15 protein-coding genes, 1 tRNA gene, 1 other RNA gene and 1 pseudogene are annotated in these 23,245 nt (G+C 67.1%); 12 read left to right on the top strand and 6 right to left on the bottom strand.

What is annotated here, in order from left to right:
• Window position 1: 1 nt before the first annotated feature.
• Together boxC and ACOGXQ_RS12355 are read right to left on the bottom strand one after the other, a co-directional pair.
• Window positions 2–1,669, bottom strand: a complete 1,668-nt coding sequence (gene boxC / locus ACOGXQ_RS12360) for a 2,3-epoxybenzoyl-CoA dihydrolase (RefSeq protein ID WP_419943958.1) — start codon at window positions 1,667–1,669, stop codon at window positions 2–4.
• Between the two features lie 85 nt (window positions 1,670–1,754).
• Entirely contained in the window at window positions 1,755–2,201 is a 447-nt protein-coding gene (locus ACOGXQ_RS12355) for a nucleoside deaminase (RefSeq protein WP_419943957.1), read from the bottom strand.
• Between the two features lie 211 nt (window positions 2,202–2,412).
• Here ACOGXQ_RS12355 and ACOGXQ_RS12350 point away from each other — a divergent pair, with 211 nt between their 5' ends.
• Complete coding sequence (locus ACOGXQ_RS12350) at window positions 2,413–3,909, top strand: class I adenylate-forming enzyme family protein (protein ID WP_419947388.1); 1,497 nt, start codon at window positions 2,413–2,415, stop codon at window positions 3,907–3,909.
• Window positions 3,910–4,233: 324 nt separating this feature from the next.
• On the opposite strand, the gene ACOGXQ_RS12345 is transcribed toward ACOGXQ_RS12350, so the two are convergent.
• From ACOGXQ_RS12345 to ffs, 3 genes are all read right to left on the bottom strand, one after another.
• Window positions 4,234–5,532: an ATP-binding protein gene (locus ACOGXQ_RS12345; RefSeq protein ID WP_419943956.1), complete on the bottom strand. Its 1,299-nt coding sequence runs from the start codon at window positions 5,530–5,532 to the stop codon at window positions 4,234–4,236.
• Between the two features lie 307 nt (window positions 5,533–5,839).
• Window positions 5,840–5,931 (bottom strand) — tRNA-Ser (locus tag ACOGXQ_RS12340).
• Between the two features lie 87 nt (window positions 5,932–6,018).
• Window positions 6,019–6,117: signal recognition particle sRNA small type (ffs, locus tag ACOGXQ_RS12335), an RNA gene on the bottom strand.
• Between the two features lie 124 nt (window positions 6,118–6,241).
• On the opposite strand from ffs, the gene dnaX reads away from it, so the two are divergent.
• From dnaX to ACOGXQ_RS12320, 3 genes are all read left to right on the top strand, one after another.
• Window positions 6,242–8,191, top strand: coding sequence for a DNA polymerase III subunit gamma/tau (gene dnaX / locus ACOGXQ_RS12330; RefSeq protein WP_419943955.1), 1,950 nt, complete (start codon window positions 6,242–6,244; stop codon window positions 8,189–8,191).
• 87 nt (window positions 8,192–8,278) lie between these two features.
• A complete protein-coding gene (gene recR / locus ACOGXQ_RS12325; RefSeq protein WP_419943954.1) occupies window positions 8,279–8,875 on the top strand; it encodes a recombination mediator RecR in 597 nt (198 codons plus the stop codon).
• A gap of 239 nt (window positions 8,876–9,114) precedes the next feature.
• Complete coding sequence (locus ACOGXQ_RS12320; protein WP_419943953.1) at window positions 9,115–9,585, top strand: hypothetical protein; 471 nt, start codon at window positions 9,115–9,117, stop codon at window positions 9,583–9,585.
• A gap of 19 nt (window positions 9,586–9,604) precedes the next feature.
• Here ACOGXQ_RS12320 and ACOGXQ_RS12315 read toward each other — a convergent pair.
• A pseudogene (locus ACOGXQ_RS12315) lies at window positions 9,605–9,817 on the bottom strand (acetyl-CoA C-acyltransferase); the annotation flags it as partial.
• A gap of 229 nt (window positions 9,818–10,046) precedes the next feature.
• Here ACOGXQ_RS12315 and ccrA point away from each other — a divergent pair.
• The 8 genes from ccrA (at window position 10,047) to ACOGXQ_RS12275 (ending at window position 23,245) form a co-directional block, all read left to right on the top strand.
• Window positions 10,047–11,405 carry a crotonyl-CoA carboxylase/reductase gene (gene ccrA, locus ACOGXQ_RS12310; RefSeq protein ID WP_419943952.1) on the top strand — a complete coding sequence of 453 codons (1,359 nt, stop codon included), beginning with the start codon at window positions 10,047–10,049 and terminating at the stop codon, window positions 11,403–11,405.
• An 82-nt stretch (window positions 11,406–11,487) separates the two neighbouring features.
• Entirely contained in the window at window positions 11,488–11,889 is a 402-nt protein-coding gene (gene mce / locus ACOGXQ_RS12305; protein WP_419943951.1) for a methylmalonyl-CoA epimerase, read from the top strand.
• Between the two features lie 76 nt (window positions 11,890–11,965).
• Window positions 11,966–12,973, top strand: coding sequence for a BMP family ABC transporter substrate-binding protein (locus ACOGXQ_RS12300; protein ID WP_419943950.1), 1,008 nt, complete (start codon window positions 11,966–11,968; stop codon window positions 12,971–12,973).
• 62 nt (window positions 12,974–13,035) lie between these two features.
• Window positions 13,036–14,193, top strand: a complete 1,158-nt coding sequence (locus ACOGXQ_RS12295; protein ID WP_419947387.1) for an ABC transporter permease — start codon at window positions 13,036–13,038, stop codon at window positions 14,191–14,193.
• Window positions 14,190–15,257 (top strand): ABC transporter permease, encoded by a 1,068-nt coding sequence (locus ACOGXQ_RS12290; RefSeq protein WP_419943949.1) that lies wholly within the window; start codon window positions 14,190–14,192, stop codon window positions 15,255–15,257. The genes ACOGXQ_RS12295 and ACOGXQ_RS12290 overlap by 4 nt, the downstream gene beginning before the upstream one ends.
• Complete coding sequence (locus tag ACOGXQ_RS12285) at window positions 15,257–16,906, top strand: ABC transporter ATP-binding protein (RefSeq protein ID WP_419943948.1); 1,650 nt, start codon at window positions 15,257–15,259, stop codon at window positions 16,904–16,906. Before ACOGXQ_RS12290 ends, ACOGXQ_RS12285 begins: the two co-directional genes overlap by 1 nt.
• A gap of 220 nt (window positions 16,907–17,126) precedes the next feature.
• Window positions 17,127–20,516, top strand: a complete 3,390-nt coding sequence (locus ACOGXQ_RS12280; protein WP_419943947.1) for a helicase-related protein — start codon at window positions 17,127–17,129, stop codon at window positions 20,514–20,516.
• Window positions 20,513–23,245, top strand: a complete 2,733-nt coding sequence (locus ACOGXQ_RS12275; protein ID WP_419943946.1) for a DUF1156 domain-containing protein — start codon at window positions 20,513–20,515, stop codon at window positions 23,243–23,245. The genes ACOGXQ_RS12280 and ACOGXQ_RS12275 overlap by 4 nt, the downstream gene beginning before the upstream one ends.

Here is a 23,245-nt window from a genome sequence, read left to right as displayed (position 1 = left end):
GTCACACCCTTGCGGTGTCGAAGTCGGGACGTGAGCCAGTACCGAAGCGTTGCAGCGCTCCGTGGGGCCCCACAGCGTTCGGCCGTTGGAAAATCCAGTTCTGCCAGGCCGAGAGGCGGGAGAAGATCTTGGTCTCCATTGTCTCGGGTCCGACGAAGCGGCAGTTCGCTTCCATCGCGGTGAGTGCATCGGGCGAGAAGCTGTTGCGCTCCTCGAGCGCGACCCTGATCTCGTCAGCCCAGTCGAGGTCGTCGGGAGTGAAGGTGACGAGCTCAGCCCCCGCAGCGTCTCGCGCTTCGAGGTCGGTCCCCACGATGGCCTCGGCAGCGGCGAGGGCGGCCGCCCGCCCCCAGAACCGGGTCTGGAGCCGGCTGATCCCGTTCGACATCGCAAACCAGCCGAGGTTCGCGGCCGTGAGCCGGATCGTTGCGGGCGGCGGAGGGTCGTCAAGATCTTCCCAGGTCCCGTTCAGCATGAAGCTGCGGTCGGAGATGAGCACCAATTCGGCCAGGATCCCTACGAAGCAGCTGCCCGGCTCGATCAGGGTGACCAGCGAGCGGGCGGAGAGATCCAACCGCTTGAGGGTTCGCGCCCAGTACAGCCGGATCTCCCGCACCAGCCAGTGGTCAGGGTGATCGGCCAGGAGCTGCTCGGCTGCGATGACCGCGTCGGCATCGCCCTCGGTGCGCAATACCCACATGCCGACCGCGGTCTCGTTGAATCGAAGGTGCAGGACGGCCGCGTCGAGCTCGCGTGCGGATCGCAATATCCATGCACCGGCGCCGACGGAGCTCAACTCGTCCGGCGTCGCGGGCTGGGGTGTGTCGGGAGCACTGACCGTGAACGTGGCGGTGCCAGCACGCCGGTCGATGCTCACCGACAGGGTGGAGTACTCGATGGCGTCGTTCCCGGCGATGCAGTCGAGCGGCTCGAGGCGGATCGGGAGGCCTTGGTCGGGGCGATCGGACTCTGCGGCCCGGGCAGCCACGCGCTCGTCTATGAGGCCGGCGAACGAGCTGAGCGGGGCTGCCCGGTCGACGAGGCCCCAGTCGACCGCTTGGCGGCCCCGGATCCCCTCGGTGCGGGTGGCGAAAGCATCGGCGAGATCGCGGCGCACGTGTCGCTTCTCGACCACACGTGTGAGTCCTCCGGTGCCGGGGAGCACCGCCAGCAGGGGGATCTCGGGAAGCGAGACTGCCGAGGCGCGGTCGTCGACCAGCAGGATCTCGTCGCAGGCCAAGGCCAGCTCGTAGCCGCCCCCCGCAGCCGTGCCGTTGACCGCCGCGATCCACACTTGCTGGGAATTCGACGTCGCGTCCTCGATGCTGTTGCGGGTCTCGTTGGTGAACTTGCAGAAGTTCACCTTGTGCTCATGGGTGGCCCCGGCCAGCATTCCGATGTTTGCGCCGGCGCAGAAGATCTTGTCGAGACCGCCGGTGACGACCACCACCTTGACTTCGGGGTGCTCGAACCGCAGCCGCTGCACTGCGTCGTAGAGCTCGATGTCGACCCCGAGGTCGTACGAGTTGGTCTTGAGCTCGTAGTCGTCACGCAGCCCCGCGCTGGGATCCACGTTCATGGTGAGAGTGGCCCGCGCCCCGTCGAAGACCAAGTCCCAGTGGCGGTACTGCTCGGGACTCGTCTCGAAGGAGATCTTCAGATCACTCACGAATGCCCCTCATCAGTCTCAGTCTCCCGCTGCACGCTGGCCGGCCGCACTGCGTCGGGGCGAGTCTGCCTGCAACCGCCAAGGCTCAGCGATGGCCGCTGAAGAACTCGCTGAGCAGTGCGCCGCACTCGTCTTCGCACACGCCGCCGCCGACCTCGGCGTTGTGGTTGAAGCGCGGATCCACCAGCAGGTTGTAGAGCGTCGCCGCAGCGCCTGCCCTGGGGTCGTATGCCCCGAAGACCACCCGGGGCACACGAGCCGCCAGCACCGCGCCTGCGCACATCGGGCACGGTTCGAGCGTCGACACCAGTGTGGCACCGGCCAGTCGCCAGTCGCCGACCGCCGCGGCAGCGTCGCGCAGCGCCAAGATCTCGGCGTGGGCGGTGGGGTCCTTGGTGCTCTCGCGCTCGTTGTGGCGCGCTGCCACCACCTCGCCGTCGATCAGCACGACGGCGCCGACGGGCACTTCGCCCGCAGCTGCAGCGAGCCGGGCCTGCTCGAGCGCCGCCGCCATGGCCGTCTCGTCGGTCATCGCTGAGAGTCTGGCAGCGACGAGGGGTCTGTCCCAGCAGTTGCGCCCAGAGGCTGAGCCGATAGGCGAAGCCGTGGCCCGAGCGGCCCGCGAGCGGAGCGAGCAAGAGCGGGGAACAAGAGTTGACGCAACAAGATGTGCGCCAATCCGCGCAGCTTCATCAGAGAGTCTCGCCGGCGATTTCGCTCAGTAGTTTCGCGGTGTGTACACGATGCGAGACCCGATACGGCGAGGGGCACAGCTCTTCGGAGACCGCGAAGCCGTGGTGTTCGGTGACACCAAGCGCACGTTCGCTGAGCTTGCCAGCCGCGTGGCCAAGGTGGCGGGCCTGCTCGATGCGATGTCCGAGTCCGGGGACCGCGTGGCCGTGCTCGCTCTCAACTCCGACCGCTACCTCGAGCTGTTCTATGGCATCCCGTGTGCAGACCGGGCTGTCGTTCCTCACAACACGCGCTGGGCCGAGCCCGAGCTGGCCTATGCCACCGCCGACGCCGGCGCCCGCATCCTGATCACCGACCGTGACCCGGGCGGGCTGGCCGATCTGGTCGAGCGGGTCATCCGGCTCGACACCGGCGAGTACGACGACCTGCTCGACGCCGCACCCGAGTCCGAGTCCGACATCGGTCCCGACACCCTGGCAGGACTCTTCTATACCGGGGGCACGACGGGCGAGTCGAAGGGCGTGATGCTGACGCACGCCAACCTGATGGCCAACGCGGTCCACACCCAGCTCGCCCAGCCCATCGACAGCGACGACCGCTACCTGACCATCGCTCCCATGTTCCACGCAGCCGGCGTCTACTGCGCGCTCGTGCTGCCGTGGGTCGGCGCTTCCAACGTGATCCTGCCCGCGTTCGACCCCGCGGCCAGCCTCGACGTGATCGAGCGCGAGGCCGTCACCTGCGCGATTGCCGTGCCGACGATGCTGGCTGCGATGTGCGAGTCACAATCGGCCTCGCCGCGTGACGTGTCGACCTTGAGGTGGCTGTCTCACGGAGCGTCGCCGGTGGCCCTCGAAGTGCTTCGCCGCGCCGAGGCGCTGTTCGGCTGCGAGCTGATCCACCTCTACGGCGCGACCGAGCTGTCGCCGCTGGCCACGATCTTCCGGCACGAGGAGCGTTACCTCGACGACCCGCGGGCGAAGAGCTGCGGTGCGCCCGCGCCCGGTGTCGACATCAAGATCGTGCGCACCGACGGATCAGAACAGCCGACCGGCGAGCCGGGAGAAGTCGCCGTGCGCGGCCCGAACGTCATGGCCGGCTACTGGAACAAGCCCGAGGCCACCGCTGCGGCACTGCTGGAAGGAGGCTGGTACCGCAGCGGCGACGTCGGCTACGTCGACGAGGGCGGCTACCTCTTCCTCGTCGACCGGGCCAAGGACATGATCGTGACCGGCGGCGAGAACGTGTACTGCACCGAGGTCGAGGACGTCCTGTACACGCACCCTGGGGTGCTTGAGGCAACCGTGTTCGGCATCCCCGATCCCCAATGGGGCGAAGCCGTGCACGCCGTGGTGGTGCCCCGCGACGGCGCGGAGGTCACCGACACCGAGCTGATTGCCCACTGCCGGGCCGCCATCGCCGGCTACAAGACGCCCAAGAGCGTGACCTTCCAAGCCGAGCCGCTGCCCAAATCGGGTCCGGGCAAGGTGCTCAAGCGTCTGCTGCGCGAGCCCCACTGGGAAGGTCACGACCGCGCGATCAACTGATCCATGCCGACTTGAGGACCAGCGCAGAACAGCCGAAGGCCACAGCCGCGCGATCAACTGACCCCCTCGGCAGGTCAGCCAGTGGCGGGGAGTGTGCTAAGCAAACTGAGCTTCCATCTGGCAGAGCGTGTGAACGGTTGCGTGTCCTGCTTGCCTGCGTGACTTGCTTGCCTGCGTGGCTCCGTCTCGGGCAGTGTTGCGCTGCGCCGTTGCGCTGCGCCGTTGCCGGCCGGTTGGGCGGATGCGGTTGACGTTTCCCCTGACGCGGGTTCGCTGTTCTCTTCCATGTGGACCGGCTGCATGGACGCCAACCTCTGCTGACGATCATCGTCGTGAACGGTGCGGACCCTTGTGTCCCCGGTTGAGCGCGCACTTGGCTTTGGCGCGGGGCATCGGTGCGTTGCAGCGCGTCTGGCTCGTCGCGTTCGGCGCCGTCACAGGCGATGACCGGGAGGTCTTGTAGTCGGCGTGAATGCTGGCCATGCGGGCGACGGCGGAGAGGGTCAGCGGGCCGGTGATCTCGACCGTGGCGCCAATGGAGCGCCTGATGTGCCCCGATGCCGTGAGGCGATATTCGGTGTCGGCCAGAGTCCGGCTTGAGGCATCCGGCAGGCGGTCCGCGATCTGCGACGCAGCCGCCTCGCCGCCCATCTCGGCGAGTGCCTCCAAGTAGGACTTGTCGAGGTCGCTCAAGTCGTGCCACATCGGGACGAGCACCTTGGAGTGCAGGTCCGCCTCCGCGATCTCGATGGCGATCTCGGCCTCGCCCTTGCCGACAGGATGCTCGGGCGACCCGCTGGCAGCCCACGCGTGGTAACCGATGCTCTGCACCTTGTAGGCCAAGCTGTCGGCGGCAGCGGCGGACATCGCTTTGAGCGCCTCTTGAGTCACGTCCCCGCCGGCTGACTCGATCGTCCTGCGCAAGCAGCGGTAGGCCTCCGACCGCGAGACCAGCGATGCCTCGTCTCTGTGGCATCGGTGGAAGAAGGTCATCTTCCGATCTTCGAGGATCGTGTATTTCATCTCCAGCAACCCGGCCCCGATCACGGACACCGGGAGTTCTTCGACCCCAGAGACACTCTGCAGGTCGCCAGCGAGCCGCCTCAGTTCTTGGCGCTCGCCGGCATGCATTTCGTCGACAGTGAGCACGACCGTCGAATCGCGCTCAGCCGCCCATGTGCCCAACTCGCTGAGGTTGCGCTGCAGCGACCAACTGCGGCGCGGCTCGGGCATCTGGGCCCATTGAGCGCCGATGGGTCCGAGCGTCACGCCGGACAGCGCCTTGGGTCTCGACCCGGAACTCTCGGTCGGAAGCCTCGCCTCTTGGTGTCTGTCCCGCGCCGCGGCAATCGCATCCAAGATCCGATCCAGCAGACCAGAGGTGGCCGCGTCTACTCGCAGCACCAGCATTCCCTTCGCCTCAGCCCCGGCGGCTATCTCCGAAAGCAGTGTCGTCTTGCCCGAACCGCGCCCGCCCAAGATCAGCCTGTTGAACTCCAGAGAAGCGGGACCGATGTCCAGCGATTGCTCCACGCCGGCAAGCACGACCTCCCTGCCCACCAGCACTGATGGCCTCCTGCCGAACTGCGGCGTGAACGGATTGACGGCTGTGCCGGGGCGCATGTCACCCACTATAGGGTGAGTGTCAACAGCAATCCCCCGCATCAAGCAGTACACCCCCGCAGTAATTAGCGAACCCCGCGCCTGAGGATCGTGTTCTTGCGCGGGCGGACCCGAAGTCATCGACGCTGAGCTGATTGCGCACTGCCGGGCCGTCATCGCCGGCTGCAAGACACCCAAAAGCGTGACCTTCCAAGCCGAGCTGCTGCCCAAGTCAGGTCCCGGCAAGGTCCTCAAGCGTGTTCTTCGCGAGTCCTACTGGGAGGGTCACGACCGCGCGATCAACTGACCCTCTCGGCAGGTCAGCCAGTGGCGGAGAGTGTGGGATTCGAACCCACGGAGGCCGATGAAAGCCTCACACGCTTTCCAAGCGAGCCCATTCGTCCACTCTGGCAACTCTCCGTGACTCTTGCGGGACTGCGAGGCGGTCCCGCGAACGCGCCTCATCTCCGGCGAGCCGAAGATGAGGGCGGTGTCACCGTCTGGCGAGGCGGCCAGGCGATCTGCGGCACACAACGAGGTCCGCTGAGAGCTGCTGCCTCCCGGCCCTGACTCGGTTCACGGGTCGCCGTTGCACAGGACCCGGCCGCCACGTCAGACGGCGACACACGTCAAACGCTAACCGCGCCCGACCTGCACGCGTCACCGCCGCCAGGCGCTCCGCGCAATCGCTTCGCCATGTCCGAGCGCCGCCATTTAGGATCGCCGCGAGATGCAGCACCAGTCGCTCTATCGGCGGTTCCGGCCTCAGCGGTTCGCAGAGGTGGTCGGGCAGCCGCACCTCGTCCGGGCCTTGCGCAACGCCGTGGCGGAGGACCGCGTCGGCCACGCCTACCTGCTCAGCGGCCCCCGCGGCACCGGCAAGACCTCGTCCGCTCGCATCCTGGCGAAGGCTCTGAACTGCGATGCGCTCGGCAAAGACGGCGAGCCGTGCGATGAATGCGAGCGCTGCCGGTCCGTGACAGCGGGCAAGTCGATGGACCTGATCGAGCTCGACGCTGCATCCAACAACTCGGTGAACCACATCCGCGACATGACCGAGAAGGCGGCGTTGGTGAGTGCCGGACGCCGCAAGGTGTACCTGCTGGACGAGGTGCACATGCTCTCGGCGGCAGCGTCGAATGCGCTGCTGAAGACGCTGGAGGAACCGCCGTCTCACGTCGTGTTCATCCTCGCCACGACCGATCCGCAGAAGGTGCTGCCCACTATCCGCAGCCGGACCCAGCAGTTCGAGCTGGCACTCGTCGGTGCGGACGAGATGGCAGCGCATGTGAGGGCGGTCGCCGAAGCTGCGGACGCTCCGGTCGACGAGCGGATTGTCGACTACGTCGTCGAGCGGGGCAACGGCTCGGTACGTGATGCACTGTCGGCACTCGACACGGTGCTGGCTGCCGGCGGCATTCCCGATGAGCGCGCCGATGTGGACGTCCTGGTGAGAGTCCTGGCTGCCGGCGACCTGGCAGCGACGCTCATCGCTGTGGCCGACGCGGCCTCCGCAGGGGTGGACTCTCGGGATCTGGCCGAGCGCACGGCCCGTCGGCTGCGCGACATGTTTCTCGTGGGCGCCGGCGTGGACCCTGCCGAGCTGTCGCCCGACGACATCACGTCGGCACGCGATCTGGCGGACACCATGGGCCGCCGTGCCAACGTGCGAGCCCTCGAAGCGCTCGGCGCGGCGCTGGCGCAGATGCCGCAATCGGCGGATCGACGCCTGACGCTGGAGGCAGCGCTGGTGGGTCTGCTGGCCGACGAGGTGCTGGGCGCTCATGCGCCACCCGCAGCGGCGCGCGGCCCCTCTGGGCGCTCCGCGCCCGACGCAGCCGGTCCCGCTGCCGCCCGGGCAGCGATGGCCGCGACCAAAGCCCCGCCGTCGATGGAATCGACGCCGAGGACCGCGCCGCAGTCCTCGAGACCGGCTCCGCCCCCACCGCCGCCGTCAGCATCCCAGTCACCCGCAGCACCTGTGCCGCCCTCGTCCCTGCCAGCAGCGGCAACGGACGAAGCGCATTCGCAGCAGACGGCTGAGTCCGCGCCGCCAGCTCCCTCACCCCAAGCAGCAGCGCAGCCGGGCGCGAGGGTGGAGTCTGCACCTGTGTCTGGTCCTTCGATGACGGCCGAGGATCTCCAGCGTGTCTGGGAGACCCAGATTGTCGAGCAACTGCGTCCGGTCGCGGCGGGTGTGTTCCGGGGCGCAGCCATCCTCGCTCACGAGCGCAACGTTGTGACTGTTCGGCTGAGCGAAGGTGTGCCGCTTGCCCAAGCGCGTCGCCGGGCCAACGAAGTGCAGCCGATCCTGTCAGCATTGCTCGATCAGGAAGCCCGCCTCGAGGTGAGCGAAGCGGAGGCTGAGTCCGACCAGATCCCGGAGGGCAGCGGCGGAGTGCCGTTCTCCCCACCTGGTACCGCCGCTGGCACTGTCGCTCCGGCGGCCGCTGCCGATGAGGCCGGCGTCGCAGCAAGATCGCCCGAAGAGGGGTCCGTCGATCCGCCGAGTGGCGCGCCGGTTGCGAGCGCTGCAGCCGGAAGCCCTGCCCGGCAAAGCGCATCGCCGCCTTCCCGAGAGCCCGACGCATCTGTGTCGTCGCACGAAGCCAAGGTCCAACGGATTGTCGACCGCTTCCCAGGCTCGACCGTGGTCCGCGTCGACGAGGGCACGACCTGACAGCCTGTAGCGGCGGTGTGAGAGCTCCGCGGGGCGCAGCGACCAAGACAACCTGCCTGCGGCCGGCCACGGAAAACAGGGACTGACGTGTACGACGATGCGGTCGACGACCTGATCGACGAGTTCAGCCGCCTTCCCGGCATCGGCCCCAAGGGCGCGCAGCGGATCACATTCTGGCTCTTGAAGCGGCCCGCGGCCGATGCTCGCCGCCTCGCAGAGGCCATCACAGCCGCCGCCGAGCGTGTCGGGTTCTGCAAGCAGTGCTGGAACCTCAGCGAAGCCGATCCGTGTGCTTACTGCGCCGACCCGGCGCGGCGCACCGGCATGGTCTGCGTGGTGGAGGAACCCCGCGACGTGGTCGCCATGGAGAAAGCCGGATTCCGCGGCCGCTATCACGTGCTCGGCGGCGCGCTCAACCCGCTCGAGGGAGTCGGGCCTGAGCAGTTGCGCATCCGCGAGTTGCTTGCGCGCCTCGACTCGGAGGAGGTCGCCGAGCTGATCGTGTGCACCAACCCCAACATCGAGGGTGACACGACGGCGATGTACCTCGCGCGCCAGCTCGAGCCGCTCGGCGTCAAGGTGAGCCGGCTCGCCAGCGGGTTGCCCGTCGGCGGCGACTTGGAGTACGCCGACGAGCTCACGCTTGAGCGCGCGTTGCACAATCGCCGCACCCTGACGTCCTAGCAGAGTACTGAAATATGCAGGTCTGGCCGGAAGCACAAGCCCCTGACCTGCGGGTTTGCAACTGGACACCGCCCGAGATCGACTTTTCAGCATCCTGCTAGAGGCTGAGCCGGGCGAAAATCGCTGGAACCCGTCTGACCGTCTGCGTACGGTCTCGGCGGCACCTTCCCTGCGGCCTGCATGTCCGAGCTCTCGCTTCGACGCCCCGTGCTTCGAGCGCGACAGCTTCGAGGAGTGCCATGGCTTCAGAGAATCCCGATGACCCCGTCGTGCAGGCGGCCAGCCCCGCAGCCCCTGACGGCCCGTCGCGTGCCGGCCGACCGCCCACTGCCCATCGGGCTGCGCTGCCGACGGCGTCAGATCTGCCGGTAGCGGTCTTCCGGCCGTCGCCCAACGACCGGGTGGTGGTGGCTGGGCCGTGTCATGCGCGCGCCCTGTGCCTGAGTGCCTGTCCATCCCCCGAAGGCGTCGCGGCCGTGTTCGTGGACCCATGCGGTTCGCTGCTGGCGATTGCCACCGCCCCGAAGGCGGTGGTCGGTGCGATGCTCGTCGACCCCGCGCCCTTCGCCCGGTTGACCGAGCTGCTGGGGGCGAGCCGCGTCTACCTGGAAGCGCCCGCCGGCGACGCGAGCGCAGTCGGCGACGCGGTCGCAGCAGCGCTCTGGCCCATGTGTGTCAAGACCGAAGTCCTGCACCGGGCCTCGGTGTAGGACCGCCGTATGTACTTGGCTATGCAGCGCGCAAGATGACGGCGTCGCCCTGACCGCCGTCCCCGCAGAGCGCCGCAGCGCCCAATCCGCCGCCGCGGCGGCGCAGCTCACCCACCAAGGTGAACGCCAGCCGGGCACCCGACATACCGATGGGGTGTCCCAGTGCCACCGCACCGCCATTGGGGTTCACGATCTCCGGCCCGAGCTGTGCCCCGGTCATCGAGGCCAACCCGCCGTTGAATTTGCCGATCGGCGTCCGTGCGCCGCCGACGATCACCGAACCAGCCGTCGCTGTCCCCTCAACGGTGCCGGTGCACCCAGCCCACGGCGCGCAACCGCGGCTGGGTGACCAGCGAGTGCACGAAACGGCCCGCGATGCTGCCGGGGTTGAGCCAAGCGGGGCCGGATCGTCACAGAAACGCGGCACTCGCGGCCCCACCGCACGATTAGCGTCCGGCCCCGTGAAGCACATCGTCGAAGCCGTCAACGCAGGTGCGTCGGGTCCCGAGATCGAGGCCTTGCCGATTCCGGAGAGCTACCGGGCGGCATACGTACGGCGTGATGAGACATCGATGTTCGAAGGGCGGGCATCTCGCGACAAGGACCCCCGCGAGGCGATACACATCGGCGAGGTTGCAACGCCCGAGCTGGCCCCCAACGAGGTTTACCTGGCGGTGATGGCCAGTTCGATCAACTTCAACACCGTGTGGACGTCGATTTTCGAGCCCCTTCCCACGTTCGGGTTTCTGGATCGGCTCGGGCGCGAGAGCCGTTGGGGCGCCCGCCATGCGCTCGACTATCACGTGCTCGGGTCTGACGCGTCGGGTGTCGTGCTGCAGTGCGGTTCCAACGTGCGCAACTACCGACCCGGCGACCATGTCGTCGTCCACTGCAACTACGTGGACGACCAAGATCCCGCCGCGCACAGGGACTCGATGATGGCCTCCAATCAGCGGATCTGGGGCTTCGAGAGCAACTTCGGCGGCCTCGCCGACCTCACGGTGGTGAAGGCCAACCAGCTCATGCCCAAACCCGCGCACCTCAGCTGGGAAGAGGCCGCGGTCAACGCACTGTGCGCTTCGACGTCGTACCGGATGCTGGTCAGCGACAACGCTGCCCGCATGAAGCAAGGCGATTCGGTGCTGATCTGGGGCGCCTCGGGCGGCCTGGGCGGCTACGCCTGCCAGCTGGTGCTCAACGGCGGAGGCGTGCCCGTCGGGGTGGTGAGTTCGCCCGACAAGGCCGAGCTGCTGCACGAACTCGGCGTCGAGCACGTCATCGACCGCAGCGCGGAGGGCTACCGCTTCTGGAGCGATAGCCACACCCAGGACGAGGGCGAATGGCGCCGCTTCGGCAAGAAGGTGCGCAGCCTCATCGGCGACGATCCCGACATCGTGTTCGAGCATCCAGGTCGGTCCACCATGGGCGCGTCGGTGTTCGTTGCCAAGCGCGGCGGGAAGATCGTCACCTGTGCTGCCACGTCGGGCTACATGATCGAGTACGACAACCGGCATCTGTGGATGCGCCTCAAGCAGATCGTCTCGAGCCACTTCGCGAACTATGCCGAGGCGGCCGAGATGAACCGGCTCATCGATCACGGGAGGATTCAGCCGATCCTGTCGAAGACGTTCACCCTCGATGAGACCGGCTCCGCTGCGCGGCAGGTGCATCACAACATGCACGAGGGCAAGCTGGGCGTACTGTGCTTGGCTGACGAACCGGGCATGGGCATCACCGACCCGGACAAGCGCGAGCGGATCGGCGAAGACCGCATCACGCTGTTCGCCCGCCACGCTGCGTCGCTGGAAGCCGCCGCGTAGCCGGTTTGCGACGCGGTCGGCTGCCTTCGAACTCAGAGACGCTCATCATGACCACCTACACAAGAGAGGACGGTGCAGCCTGATGATCCTGACCGAGATCGACCACGTCGCCATCGCCGTGAAGGACCTCGACGCTGCGGTCGCCTACTACGCCGACGCGTTCGGCGCCGAGGTCGCCCACCGGGAGGTCGTCGATTCTGACGGCGTCGAAGAGGCGCTGATCAAGGTGGCCGACAGCTACATCCAGCTCACTGCGGCGACCCGTCCGGATTCGCCCATCGCCAAGTTCCTCGAGCGCCGGGGCGAAGGCCTGCACCACATCGGCTACCGGGTGGACGACTGCGCTGCTGCGCTCGAGGCCATGATCGACGCCGGCGCGGTGCCGATCGACACCGCCCCCCGGCCCGGCTCCCGGGGCACCACCGTCGCGTTCGTCCACCCGAAGGGCAATCTCGGCACGCTGGTCGAACTCGTTCAAGAGTAGGCGCATAGGCTCAACTGGCAGAGAGGCGGGATCGCTGGGGTCCAGCCACGTCATTGGCGCGAACGGGAGGGCCTCCATGACGAAACTCACGAAACTGCTCGTACTGGCGCTCGCCGTCGTAGCACTGCTCGCTGCGGGTTGCGCCGGCGACGACGACGGCGATGCCTTCAAGATCGGCGTGGTGACTGACACCGGCAAGGTGGACGACAAGAGCTTCAACCAGTCGGCCTGGGAAGGTGCGCAGCAAGCGGCTGCAGCCCTCGGCGTCGAGGCCGACTACATCGAGACCGAAGAGGCCAAGGACTACGAGAACAACATCGGCCTGTTCGTGGAGGACGGGGCGAACGTCATCATCACGGTCGGCTTCGGCCTTGGCGATGCCACCATCGCTGCCGCACAGGCAAACCCCGACATCTTCTTCATCGGCGTCGACCAGTTCCAAGGCGAGGCACTGCCCAACCTGGCCGGGCTGATCTTCCCCGAGGACCAGTCAGGCTTCCTGGCTGGCGCGCTCGCCGGCATGCTCACTGAGACCAACATCGTGGGTGCCGTGCTCGGCACCGATCTGGTGCCGCCCGTGGTGGCCTTCAAGGAGGGCTGGGAGCACGGAGCTCGCTACACCAACTCGGCCGTCGAGACGATCTCCACGTACCACCCCGGCGGTCTGGACGTCGCCTTCGGCGATCCCGACTGGGGTGCTGCCACCGCCCGTCAGGCACTCGACCAGGGTGCAGACATCATCTTCGGCGCAGGCGGTGCCACCGGCAACGGCGCGCTCATCGAGATTGCCTCGCAGGAAGGCGCCTACTGCGTCGGCGTCGATACCGACCAGTGGAACACGGTGCCCGAGGCGCAGCCGTGCCTGGTGACGAGCGCCATGAAGCTCATCACTCCGGGAGTGGCGGACCTGATTGCCCAGGCCGAGAGCGGAGACTTCGCGGGAGGCAACTACCTCGGCGAGGTCGGCTTGGCGCCGTTCCATGACTTCGATGACATCGTCACCGATGACATGCGAGCCACGCTCGACGATGTGCTAGCCGGCCTGAACGCCGGCGAGATCGACACCGGGTGGCCGCTGGGCTGATCGGCCGCCGTACGACCTGATATGGGCACCGTGGCCAGCGGGTTCCTCACCTCACCGTGAGCATGCCCGCTGGCCCCACGGTGCCCGCTGCCGCCGAACAGCCCTCGACGGCGGATGCCGCCGGCGAAGCGCGCAGCGCCTCGATGCGGGCACTGCTGCGCGCCGCAGCGGTCCCGGTGGCGTCGGTCGTGCTGGGCTTGGTGCTCGGCGCGGTGCTCATCACCGTCCAAGGCCACAACGTGCTCAGTGCGTACGGCGCGCTGGTTCTCGGCGGGGCCGGCGACGCCGATGCGCTGTTGCGCACGCTGCAGAAGGCGACACCGCTCGTCTTCGGCGGCCTGGCAGTCGCCTTCGCCTTCAAGGCGGGTCTCTTCAACATCGGCGGGCAGGGCCAGCTACTGGTCGGCGCGGCGTTCGCCGCCGGGGTGGGATTCGGGCTCGAGGGCCTGCCGCTGGTGGTGCACCTCCCGTTAGCCCTGCTGGTCGGCGCGGCTGCGGGCGCCGCGTGGGGTGCCATCGCCGGCGTGCTCAAAGCCACGTCGGGCGCGCATGAGGTGATCGTGACGATCATGCTCAACTTCGTGGCCGGCAACCTGACCGACTGGCTGGCCGCGAACCCTTGGCAGGACCGATCGGGCTCCAACATCATCGCTCGGACGCCGCTGGTCGAGCCCTCCGCCGAGATCCCGACGTGGGGCTGGCTGCCGGCGGGGTTCGTGCTGGCCGTGCTGGCGGCCTTTGCGTGCTGGTTCGTGGTGGAGCGGACCACCTACGGGTTCGAGGTGCGCAGCGTCGGGGCGAACCGTCACGCGGCCCGCTACGCGGGCATCTCGGTGGGCTGGATCATGGCCTCGTCGATGGCGGTGGCGGGGCTGCTGGCCGGCCTCGGGGGTGCAGTCGAGTCGCTCGGCGTGGACGGACGCTTCGAGGCGGGCGTCAACGTGGGTCTCGGCTTCGAGGGCATCACGATCGCGCTGCTGGCACGCACCAATCCCATTGCCGTCATCCCCGCAGGCTTGCTGGTGGGGCTGATGGAAGCCGGCGCGGCCAAGATGCAGTTCGAATCGGGTGTCGCGCCCGAGATCATCGACGTGATCCAGGCGCTGATCCTGCTGTTCGTCGCCGCACCGTTGATCGTGCGGTGGATTCTGAGGCTGCGCGACCGGCCTGATCAGCCCGGAGACCGTCGCCTCACGCTGGGAGCGGGGTGGGGCCGATGAGTCTTGGCGCCGACAGCGGCGCACGGAGTCTCAGCGCCGAGACGGGAACGCCGCCCCCGCGCACGCCGATCCGGCGGACGCCGCTGCGCGTGTGGGGCCTCGTGGGCGCTGTCGGGCTCGTGGCGTGCGTGTGGGGCTTCTACGCCTGGGACGGGGCGCAGACCACGGCGGTGCTCGGCGGCACCGTGCGCGCCGCCACGTTGCTGGTGCTGGGCGCTATGTGCGGGATGATCGGCGAGCGTTCGGGCATCGTGAACATCGGCATCGAGGGCCAGTTTCTGATGTCGGCGTTTGTGGCATTCACGGTTGCGTCGATGTCCGGCTCGCTCTTCTTGGGCGTTGTCGCGGGGGTGAGCACCGGGCTGGCGATGGGCTGGATGCTGGCCGCGATGGCCGTGGGGCTGCGAACCGACCAGATCATCGCCGGCACCGTGCTGAACATTGCCGCGCTGGGCCTCACGTCGTTCTTCTATGACCGAGGCCGCTCGCTGGGCCAGCTGAAGTACCAGCCGATCGAGCTGGGCTCGCTGGCCGACTTGCCGGTGTTGGGCACTGCGCTGTTCAACCGGCCGCCGCTCACCTACCTCGCGCTGGTGCTGGTGGTCGTGCTCCATGTGCTGCTGCTGCGCTCGGTGTGGGGAATGCGCACCACCGCCATCGGGGAACATCCCGGTGCCGCTGCGACCGTGGGCATCGACGTGATCCGGCTGCGGTACCTGAATGTGACCCTGGCCGGCGGTCTGGCGGGTCTGGGCGGGGCCTACCTGGCGCTGGAGGCCGTGGGCACCTTCACTCGGGCCATGTCCGGCGGGCGGGGCTTCTTGGCGCTCGCCGTGATGATTTTCGGGCGGCGCACCCCGCTCGGCGCGTATGCGGCGGCGCTGTTCTTCGGCTTCACCACGGCGCTGCAGAACCAGTTCCAGCTCAACGACACGTTCGACATCCCCGCGCAGTTCGTGGGGATGCTGCCGTTCGTGGTGACGATCATCGTGGTGGCGGCGGCCGGTCTGTTCGGCCGCATGCGCGACCCGGCGGCTCTGGGCCAGCCCTACGAGGTTCGATGATGGCCGCGACCGCTGAGGCTGCTGCTGTGCAGGCTGAGCCCGAGGTGCTGCTGGCCGGCTATGGCATCACCAAGCGCTTCGGCCCGGTGGTGGCCAACGACGACGTGTCGGTCGAGCTGCGGCCCGGGCGGATCCTTGCGCTGCTGGGCGAGAACGGCGCGGGCAAGAGCACCCTCGTCAACGTCCTGTTCGGCCTGCACCGTCCAGATGCGGGCCAGGTTGTGATTGCCGACGAGCAGGTCGAGCTGTCGAGCCCGCACGACGCCATCGCCCGCGGCGTCGGCATGGTGCACCAGCACTTCCAGCTCGTGCCCCCGATGAGCGTGGTGCGCAACATCGTGCTCGGCGCCGAGCCGCGCAAGCTCGGCATGATCGACGTGGTCCAGGCCCGCCGCCGGGTGCTGGACTTGGCAGACCGATTCGGGCTCGGGGTCGACCCTGATGCGGCGGTGGAGGACCTGCCGGTCGGCGCGCAGCAGCGGGTCGAGATCCTCAAGGCGCTGTATCGCGATGCACGGGTGCTGATCGCCGACGAGCCGACCGCCGTGCTGACCCCCCAGGAGACCGATCATCTGCTGGATGTGCTGCGCGGGCTGACCGCCCAGGGCGTCGGCATCGTGTTCATCACCCACAAGCTGCGCGAGGTCATGGCAGCGGCCGACGACATCGTCGTGCTGCGCGAGGGCAAGGTGGTGGGCACCACCGCGCCTGCGATGACCAGCGAGGCAGCGCTGGCGGAGATGATGGTCGGCCGCGCCGTCGACCTGCATGGGGACCGGTTCGAGTCGGGCGCCACCGGCGTCGGGTCGGCAGCCCCGATCGAGACCGCGCCCGGTGACGCAGCCTCAGTCTCCGAGGCGGCAGATGCCGAGGACGCAGAGCGACCGGTGGTGCTCGACATCGCCGGCCTCTGTGCCGATGACGACCGCGGCCAGCGTGCCGTCGACGATCTGTCGCTCGCCGTGCGCGCCGGCGAGATCGTGGGGGTGGCCGGCGTGGAGGGCAACGGCCAGCGGGAGCTGGTGGAAGCCATCACGGGCTTGCGTCACGCCACGGCCGGCACCGTGTGGATCAGCGAGCGGGATGCGTCAGGCGCCCGGCCCCGCCAGGTCACGGTCATCGGCGTGGGGCACATCCCCGAGGATCGGGCCAAGCACGGCCTCATCGGCTCGTACTCGGTGGCCGACAACTCGGTTTTGAATCGCTACTTCAAGCGGCCGTTCGCGGCGGGCGGCATGCTGCGCCGCGATCGCATCGACTCCCACGCACGCGATGTGGTGGCCACCTTCGACGTGCGGACACCCGATGTGGAGTCCCCGGCCGACAGCCTGTCGGGCGGCAACAAGCAGAAGCTGATCGTGGGCCGCGAGTTCTCCGATGAGATCGATCTGCTGATCGCCGCGCAGCCCACACGCGGCATCGACATCGGCGCCATCGAGTTCATCTGGTGCCGCATCCGCGAGCGGCGTGACGAGGGCACGGCGGTGCTGCTCGTGTCCGCCGAGCTCGACGAGGTGCTGGCGCTCAGCGACCGGGTCGCCGTCATGTACGAGGGCCGCATCGTGGCCACGGTCGATCCCCGCACCGCGACCCGCGAGGAGATCGGCCTGCTCATGGCCGGTGCCGCCCCCGCTGCCGCGCTGCGGTAACACTGCCCACATCACTACACAACACCACAGCAGTCATTTGCACTGTGATGTTGTGTGGTGTGACGTGTCGGGGGCGGCATCCCGCAGGATGCCGTCCCCCAAGGTCTGCCCCAAGACGCTTCCGTGAGAGGCTTGCGAGGGGCTTACGCCCATGAGGCTACGCCAGTGGGCTCGGAGAGTCACCTGCCTAATGTCGCGGCGGGTCGGTACTGTCACGAGGGTGCTTGAGACGGAAGGGGCGACGCTGGCTGAGCAGGCAGCTGTGCTGCGAGGACAGCGAGTGCGATTGCCGGGTGAGAGCGCAATGGTGCTCGTCGACGAGTGCGTCCAGCGTGCTGACAGGCTTGAACTGTTCGTTACCGACACAGCTGACATCGACGACGACGGCTCCTTTCGCAAAGTGTCGCTGACACAGGATCAGGTGGCGGCGTTGGAGATCGTCGCCGCTGACGGCGGAGCAGCGCCAGAGGCGGTGCTGGCCGGACTGTGGACGGAGTGGATGCTGGATGCGGCTCGGGCTGCTGCCTCGACGGTGCTGGTGTCGACGCGACTGCGGCCCTACCCGCATCAAATGGACGCGGTGTACGGGCGGATGCTGCCTCAGCCGCTGCTGCGCTTCCTGCTGGCCGACGAGCCGGGCACGGGGAAGACGATGATGTCGGGACTGTGGCTGCGTGAGGCTCAACGACTCGGATTGGTGAAGCGGGCGCTGGTCGTCTGCCCAGCGCACTTGGTTGGCAAGTGGCAGGCCGATTTCGAGAGATTCCTCGGTGGCGGTCTGCGCGAAGTCACCGCCGAGACTGTGCGCTGGGATGGGCTGGCCAGCACGCAGGCCGACACTTGGGTGGTGTCCTTGCATCTAGCTGCGGCGAATCCACAGGTACGCGAAGCGCTGCATCCCAACGAGGCCGGTTGGGATGCCGTCATCTTCGACGAAGCGCACCGAATGACTCCGACCGCGGAGACATTCCACCGAGTCGGACGTGAACTGTCCGCTGACGTAGCGCACGCGCTGTTTCTCACCGCCACGCCCCACCGAGGCGACGAGCGCTATTTCCGCGAACTGCTGCACTTGGTCGATCCGACGATCTTTCCCAGCACTGCCGGCAGCAGCGCCCCGGCACCGCCATCCGCTGTCGGCACACAGATCGCCCGCAAGCTGATCCGCCCTGGTTCGCTGCACTTTCTTCGCCGCATGAAGGAGGATCTGGTCGACTACGACTCGAATACGCGGCTGTTCCGCGAACGCGAAGCGTTTAATCTCAAGGTGCGGCTGAATGCCACCGAGCGACATTTCTACGACGCATCGCAGGACATCGCGAACACCTATTTTCCGATGCGGGGACGCCAGCTCGCAGCGATGGTCTACGGCAAGCGAGCGGCATCATCGCTGCACGCGCTGGCATGCACCCTGCGTCGCCGTCTCGAACGGATGGGAACGTCCGATGGACCGGCCCTTGCCGGAGACCAGGACATCGCAATCATCGAACGCGAGAGCGACGACGACACGGCCGAAGAGCAGGTCACCGCAGCGCGGTCGCTCGATGCTCGCGCCGAGCGAGCAGCAATCACCGAACTGTTGGCCGACTTGACGGCCGCCGCCGGAGCAAGTTCCGCCGCCGCTGACGCGAATTCCGCTGTGTCGAAGTGGCAGCCCCTGACCGAGTGCCTTGACGAGCACGGCATCGCCCCAGGCTCGGATGAGCAGCTTGTCGTGTTCACCGAGTACGCCGACACAGCCGCATGGCTCACCCAGATGTTCACAGACGCCGGCTACACGGCACGCAGCTACTCAGGTGCCGATAGCCACGCCGATCGCGCCGCTACGCGCCAGAAGTTCGAAGACGGCAAGTTTCAGGTCATCGTCTCCACCGACGCCGGTAACGAAGGCATCGACCTGCAGGCCGCCCATGTGCTCGTCAACTGGGACATTCCTTGGTCGCTGGTGCGGCTCGAGCAGCGCATGGGCCGCATCCACCGCATCGGCCAAGACGACAAGGTGTTCCTCTACAACTTGGTCGCCCTTGGCACGCGCGAGGGCGATGTGTTGGAGACGCTGCTCGACCGCCTGATTGCTGCTGCCAATGAACTCGGAGGCCAAATGTTCGACTGCCTTGCTGCGGTCATGGAGCGTGCCCGCACCAGCGCAGGAACGGCAGAGCAGTCGTTGCTGCCGTGGTACGGAGTGTCGCCCGCTGACTCGGCAGACCCGTGGCCCACCGTCGACGAACTCAGAAACGCCCGAGACGAATACTTGGCGGAGTCCACCGATCTCAGCGTGGCGGTTGACACGGCAACGGCAGACGCCGCTCGCATTGATGAGGTCGTTGCTCGCGTCAACCCCGTCATCGTCGAGCATTTCTTGGAGCGGGCCTTGTCGGCGAACGTCATCGGCCGTCAGCCGGCCCCGCTCGGTGACGGCTTCTACTACCTGTCCGCGAACATGGCGGTCCACGGCTGGCAACTGCCTCCGGACTTGGTCGCTGCAGGTGATGGGCGCTCGCTGGTGGTAACTCGGCACGAAGGGCGATCGTCCGCTATTGCCCAAGGAGTCGACCGCGCCGCTGACGCCCACATGCTCGGACCGAGTGACACGGCCTTCCGAGCGCTGGTCGAGGCGTTGCGCACCCGTCTTGAGTCCGACATGTGGCGGGGTGCCGTGCTGTGCGACACGGCGTCACCTGACGACTACACACTGCTCGTGTTCGAGAGCGACATCACTGAGGGCGGCAGCAGCGACAACCCGCGGCATCATCCCAGGCACTCCACCCAGACGTGGCTGATCGCTGCGAGTGCTGACGGCAGCACGCGCCTCGTCTCGTGGGCGGAACTGCCGAACCTCGTAGTGCCGTCGGACGAGTTGATGAGTACCGCTAAGACGGTCTTGCACGCACCGCTTGAAGACGCAGCAGCCGAGGCCGCTTTAAGGGCTGCCTGCATTGCGGCCGAGGCTGAACGTGCCGACCGCGAGCAGCGGCTCAGCGCGTGGGTCGCGAAGCTGCGAAGCCAGTTGCTATCGCTGCCGAACCGTCTGACCGACCACATCGCTGACCGCTCGGTCGGCCGGAAGGAGCGCCAACGGATCAAGTCGGCGGTGGATGCTCGGCTTGCAGAGGCGCACAAGGTCGCTCAGGTGACGGCGTCCACGCCCCGGCGCATTGGCTGGGCACGCGTGCTGGCTGGCCTCGATGTCGACCCGGCGGATCTCGAGTCCGCTGCGCAGAGCGAGGCGGTTTCGATGCAGTGGGTCACTGAGCACCTGGTGGCAGACGGTTGGCATGTCACTGATGTACATACGCAGAACCGTGGCTACGACCTCGAGGCTCGCCGGGGACCGCAGGTGCGCTGCGTCGAAGTCAAGGGCGTGGCCGGCCAGGCCTCCACGAGTGGTGTGCGATTGACCTCGGGCGAACTGACGAGCGCGCGCCAGCACAGCGATGACTACTGGCTCTATGTCGTGGACAACTGCATTGACGGCGAAGGCAGCCTGTTCGGGCATTGGCAGGATCCGGCGAGTGTGTTCCGCGACAGCTTCGAAAACGTCACCGAGTATCGGCTCGCGGGCAGCGCGCTGAGTGCTGCTCTTGGGCATCAAGACGGGGACTTATGAGCACGCGCTTGATCGAGCGATGGTTCCCATGCGAGGAAGTCTCGGAACACTCGGCGCGCGGCTGGGGCACTGGGTTCGCCGAGAAGAGCTTGTTCACTTGGTTTGCCTCGCGGCCACTGGCTCAGGCCAAGGCAGCCGTGATCTGTTCGTTGCTGCCGTGGCCCGACGACCCGGCCGAGCAGGAGAACCTGAAAGATCTGGTACGCGAGGCCATGACTGGCTACGACGCTGCGAACGCCGAGTTGCGAGCGGAATTGGCCAAGCACTATCCCGATGGCGCCAAGCTCTGCGACCCGTTCTCGGGCAGGGCGATGATTCCGCTGGAAGCGGCGCGCCTTGGCGTGCAGACCTGGGGGATTGACTACTCACCTGTCGCGACGCTCGCCGGCCGGCTGCTGGCCGACTATCCGATGCGCAACTGGGACAACGAACCGGCGTTGCCGTTCGAGGGGTACGAGGAGCATGCAGCCGAGTACTTCACTGAGCCGCGACTGCTTCGCGATGTGCGCTTCGTGCTTGACGAAGTGGGGCGCCGCTACGAGTCCGCGATGGACGAGTACTACCCCAAGGTCAATGGCAAGCGTCCATGGGGATACGTGTGGGCCGTGACGCTGCCTTGCACGAACTGCGGCAACCGGTTCCCGCTCACCGGAAATCTCGCACTGCGCAACCCGAATCCGAAGACGGATGACTCGGGACAGGCGTACCGAATCGTGGTCGATGAATCGTCGGGCACTTTCGCAACCGAGGTACACGACGGGAAGCCGACGGCTCAGCCCACGCTGCGAAAGACAGCGGGAGACCGCGGCAAGAGCGGAATCTGCCCCTTCTGTGATCACACCCATCACTCGGAGACGCTCAAGCGCATGATGCGCGACGGCCTCAAGGACGATGCGATGCTTGCGGTTGCCGACCTCGAGGCCGGCGTCGGCAAGCGTTACCGGATACCCGGGCGTGCCGACCTTGATGCCGTGGCGAGGATCGATGCAAAGCTCGACGCTCAAGAACCGTTCGGACCTGGTTTGCCAGCCGTACCCCGTGAGCCAATAGACCCTGGCTTGTCAAGATTCATTGGGCCCGTCAACTTCGGCTACCGGAGTTGGGGAGAGCTGTGCAACGACCGCCAAACTCTTGGGTTCGTTTGGCTCTCGCGCGTCATCAATCAGATGAGCGCCGAGATGAATGGTGCCGGAATCGGTGTCGATTACGCGTCCGCGCTCGCGGGATACGCCGTGTCGAATCTTGTTAGGCGGCTGAGATACAGCACGCGCAGCGCGAACCTGTATGTCGGAGGACAGAAGACGGGGGATGCCTACTTCAACGACTCGGGCATCTCACATGGATTCGACTACTTCGAGACGGGATGCGGAGACGGGCCGGGCACGTGGGCCTCGCTCTCGGTGCACACGGTTCGAACTCTTCGAAAGCAGCTCGCCCGCACGCCAGGCCGTGCAGCAACGATGCAACGCGGCTCCGCTACTGCATTGATGATGCCGGATACTTCCCTCGATTCCGTCGTGACCGATCCGCCGTACGACTCGATGATCAACTACTGCGACTCATCCGACCTGATGTACGTATGGCTCAAACGGGCTCTGGTCACGGCTGATCCTTGGTTCGGAATGACGACCGACCCCAACGGCTTGCAAGAGAAGACGCACGAAGCAGTCATCAAGTTCACGACCGTTGACGATCCTGATCATCGTACGGAAGCCCACTACAGACGGACCATCACCAAGGCCTTCGAACAGGCGCGCCTGAAGGTCAAGCCTGAGGGCGTCGTGAGCGTTGTGTTCGGGCACGGAGACCCGCCCGCGTGGGTTCGAGTACTCACGGCCATTGCCGATGCGGGATTGGTGTTGACGGGATCATGGCCGTGCAGCACAGAAAAGGGTGGGAAGCAAACCGGTGAGTACATCGACAACACGATCATGATGGCGTGTCGCGCTGCTGCGCATGACCGGCCCGTTGGCGATGTGCGCATGGTGGACGAGGAGGTTCGGGCCGTGATCGCATCGCGTGTCCCCGCGTGGACGGCCGACGCCCTCACAGATTCCGATCAGCGGATGGCGGCGATTGCGCCGGCGATGGAGGTTGTCGGCAAGTACTCCGAGGTGCGTGACTTCACCGGCCAGCCTGTGCCGTTCGATCACTTCTTGGGCATGGCGCATCGCGCGGTCGAAGAAGCCGCAGATGTTCGAATCGACCGGTTCAAGCTCACGGACTTCGATGTACGCACCCGGTTCGCGTTGTCGTGGTTGCGCCAGCACGGCCGCAGCGTCGCCCCGGCCTCGGAGGCGCGTTGGCTGCGGCTGTCATATGACGTAACCGATGACGACGTGAAGGGGTTGCTGCAGAAGTCAAAGGGCGGTCCGAGGTTGGCGTTCGGTGATGAGGCCACTAGCGAGCTCAACCTCCATGCCGCAAGCCCCGCGGTGGACATCGTGCTCGCCGTTGCCGCGGAGGGCCGTTCGATCGGCGACATCGCGACGGCCCTGCACATGCTGGAACGCGCAGGTGACGAGATGCTGTGGGCGGCAATGTCAGAGTTCGCTCGTGTGCTCGGTGAGAGCGACCGTGACGGGCAGACCCTCACGTGGGCAGTGCGGCAACGCCATCTGATTGCAGAGCGCGCCGCACGGCTGACGCGTGAGACTGAGGAGCGACGGGTCGACGGGGAACACCGCGACCAGCAGGGCACGCTGTTTGCGCATGAGGGGGCTGGCTGA

The sequence above is a fragment of the Candidatus Poriferisodalis sp. genome (assembly GCF_965208485.1).
GTDB lineage: Bacteria > Actinomycetota > Acidimicrobiia > Acidimicrobiales > Poriferisodalaceae > Poriferisodalis.
The sequence above is the reverse complement of the archived record's forward strand: the minus strand, read 5'-3'. Positions and strand labels throughout refer to the sequence as shown.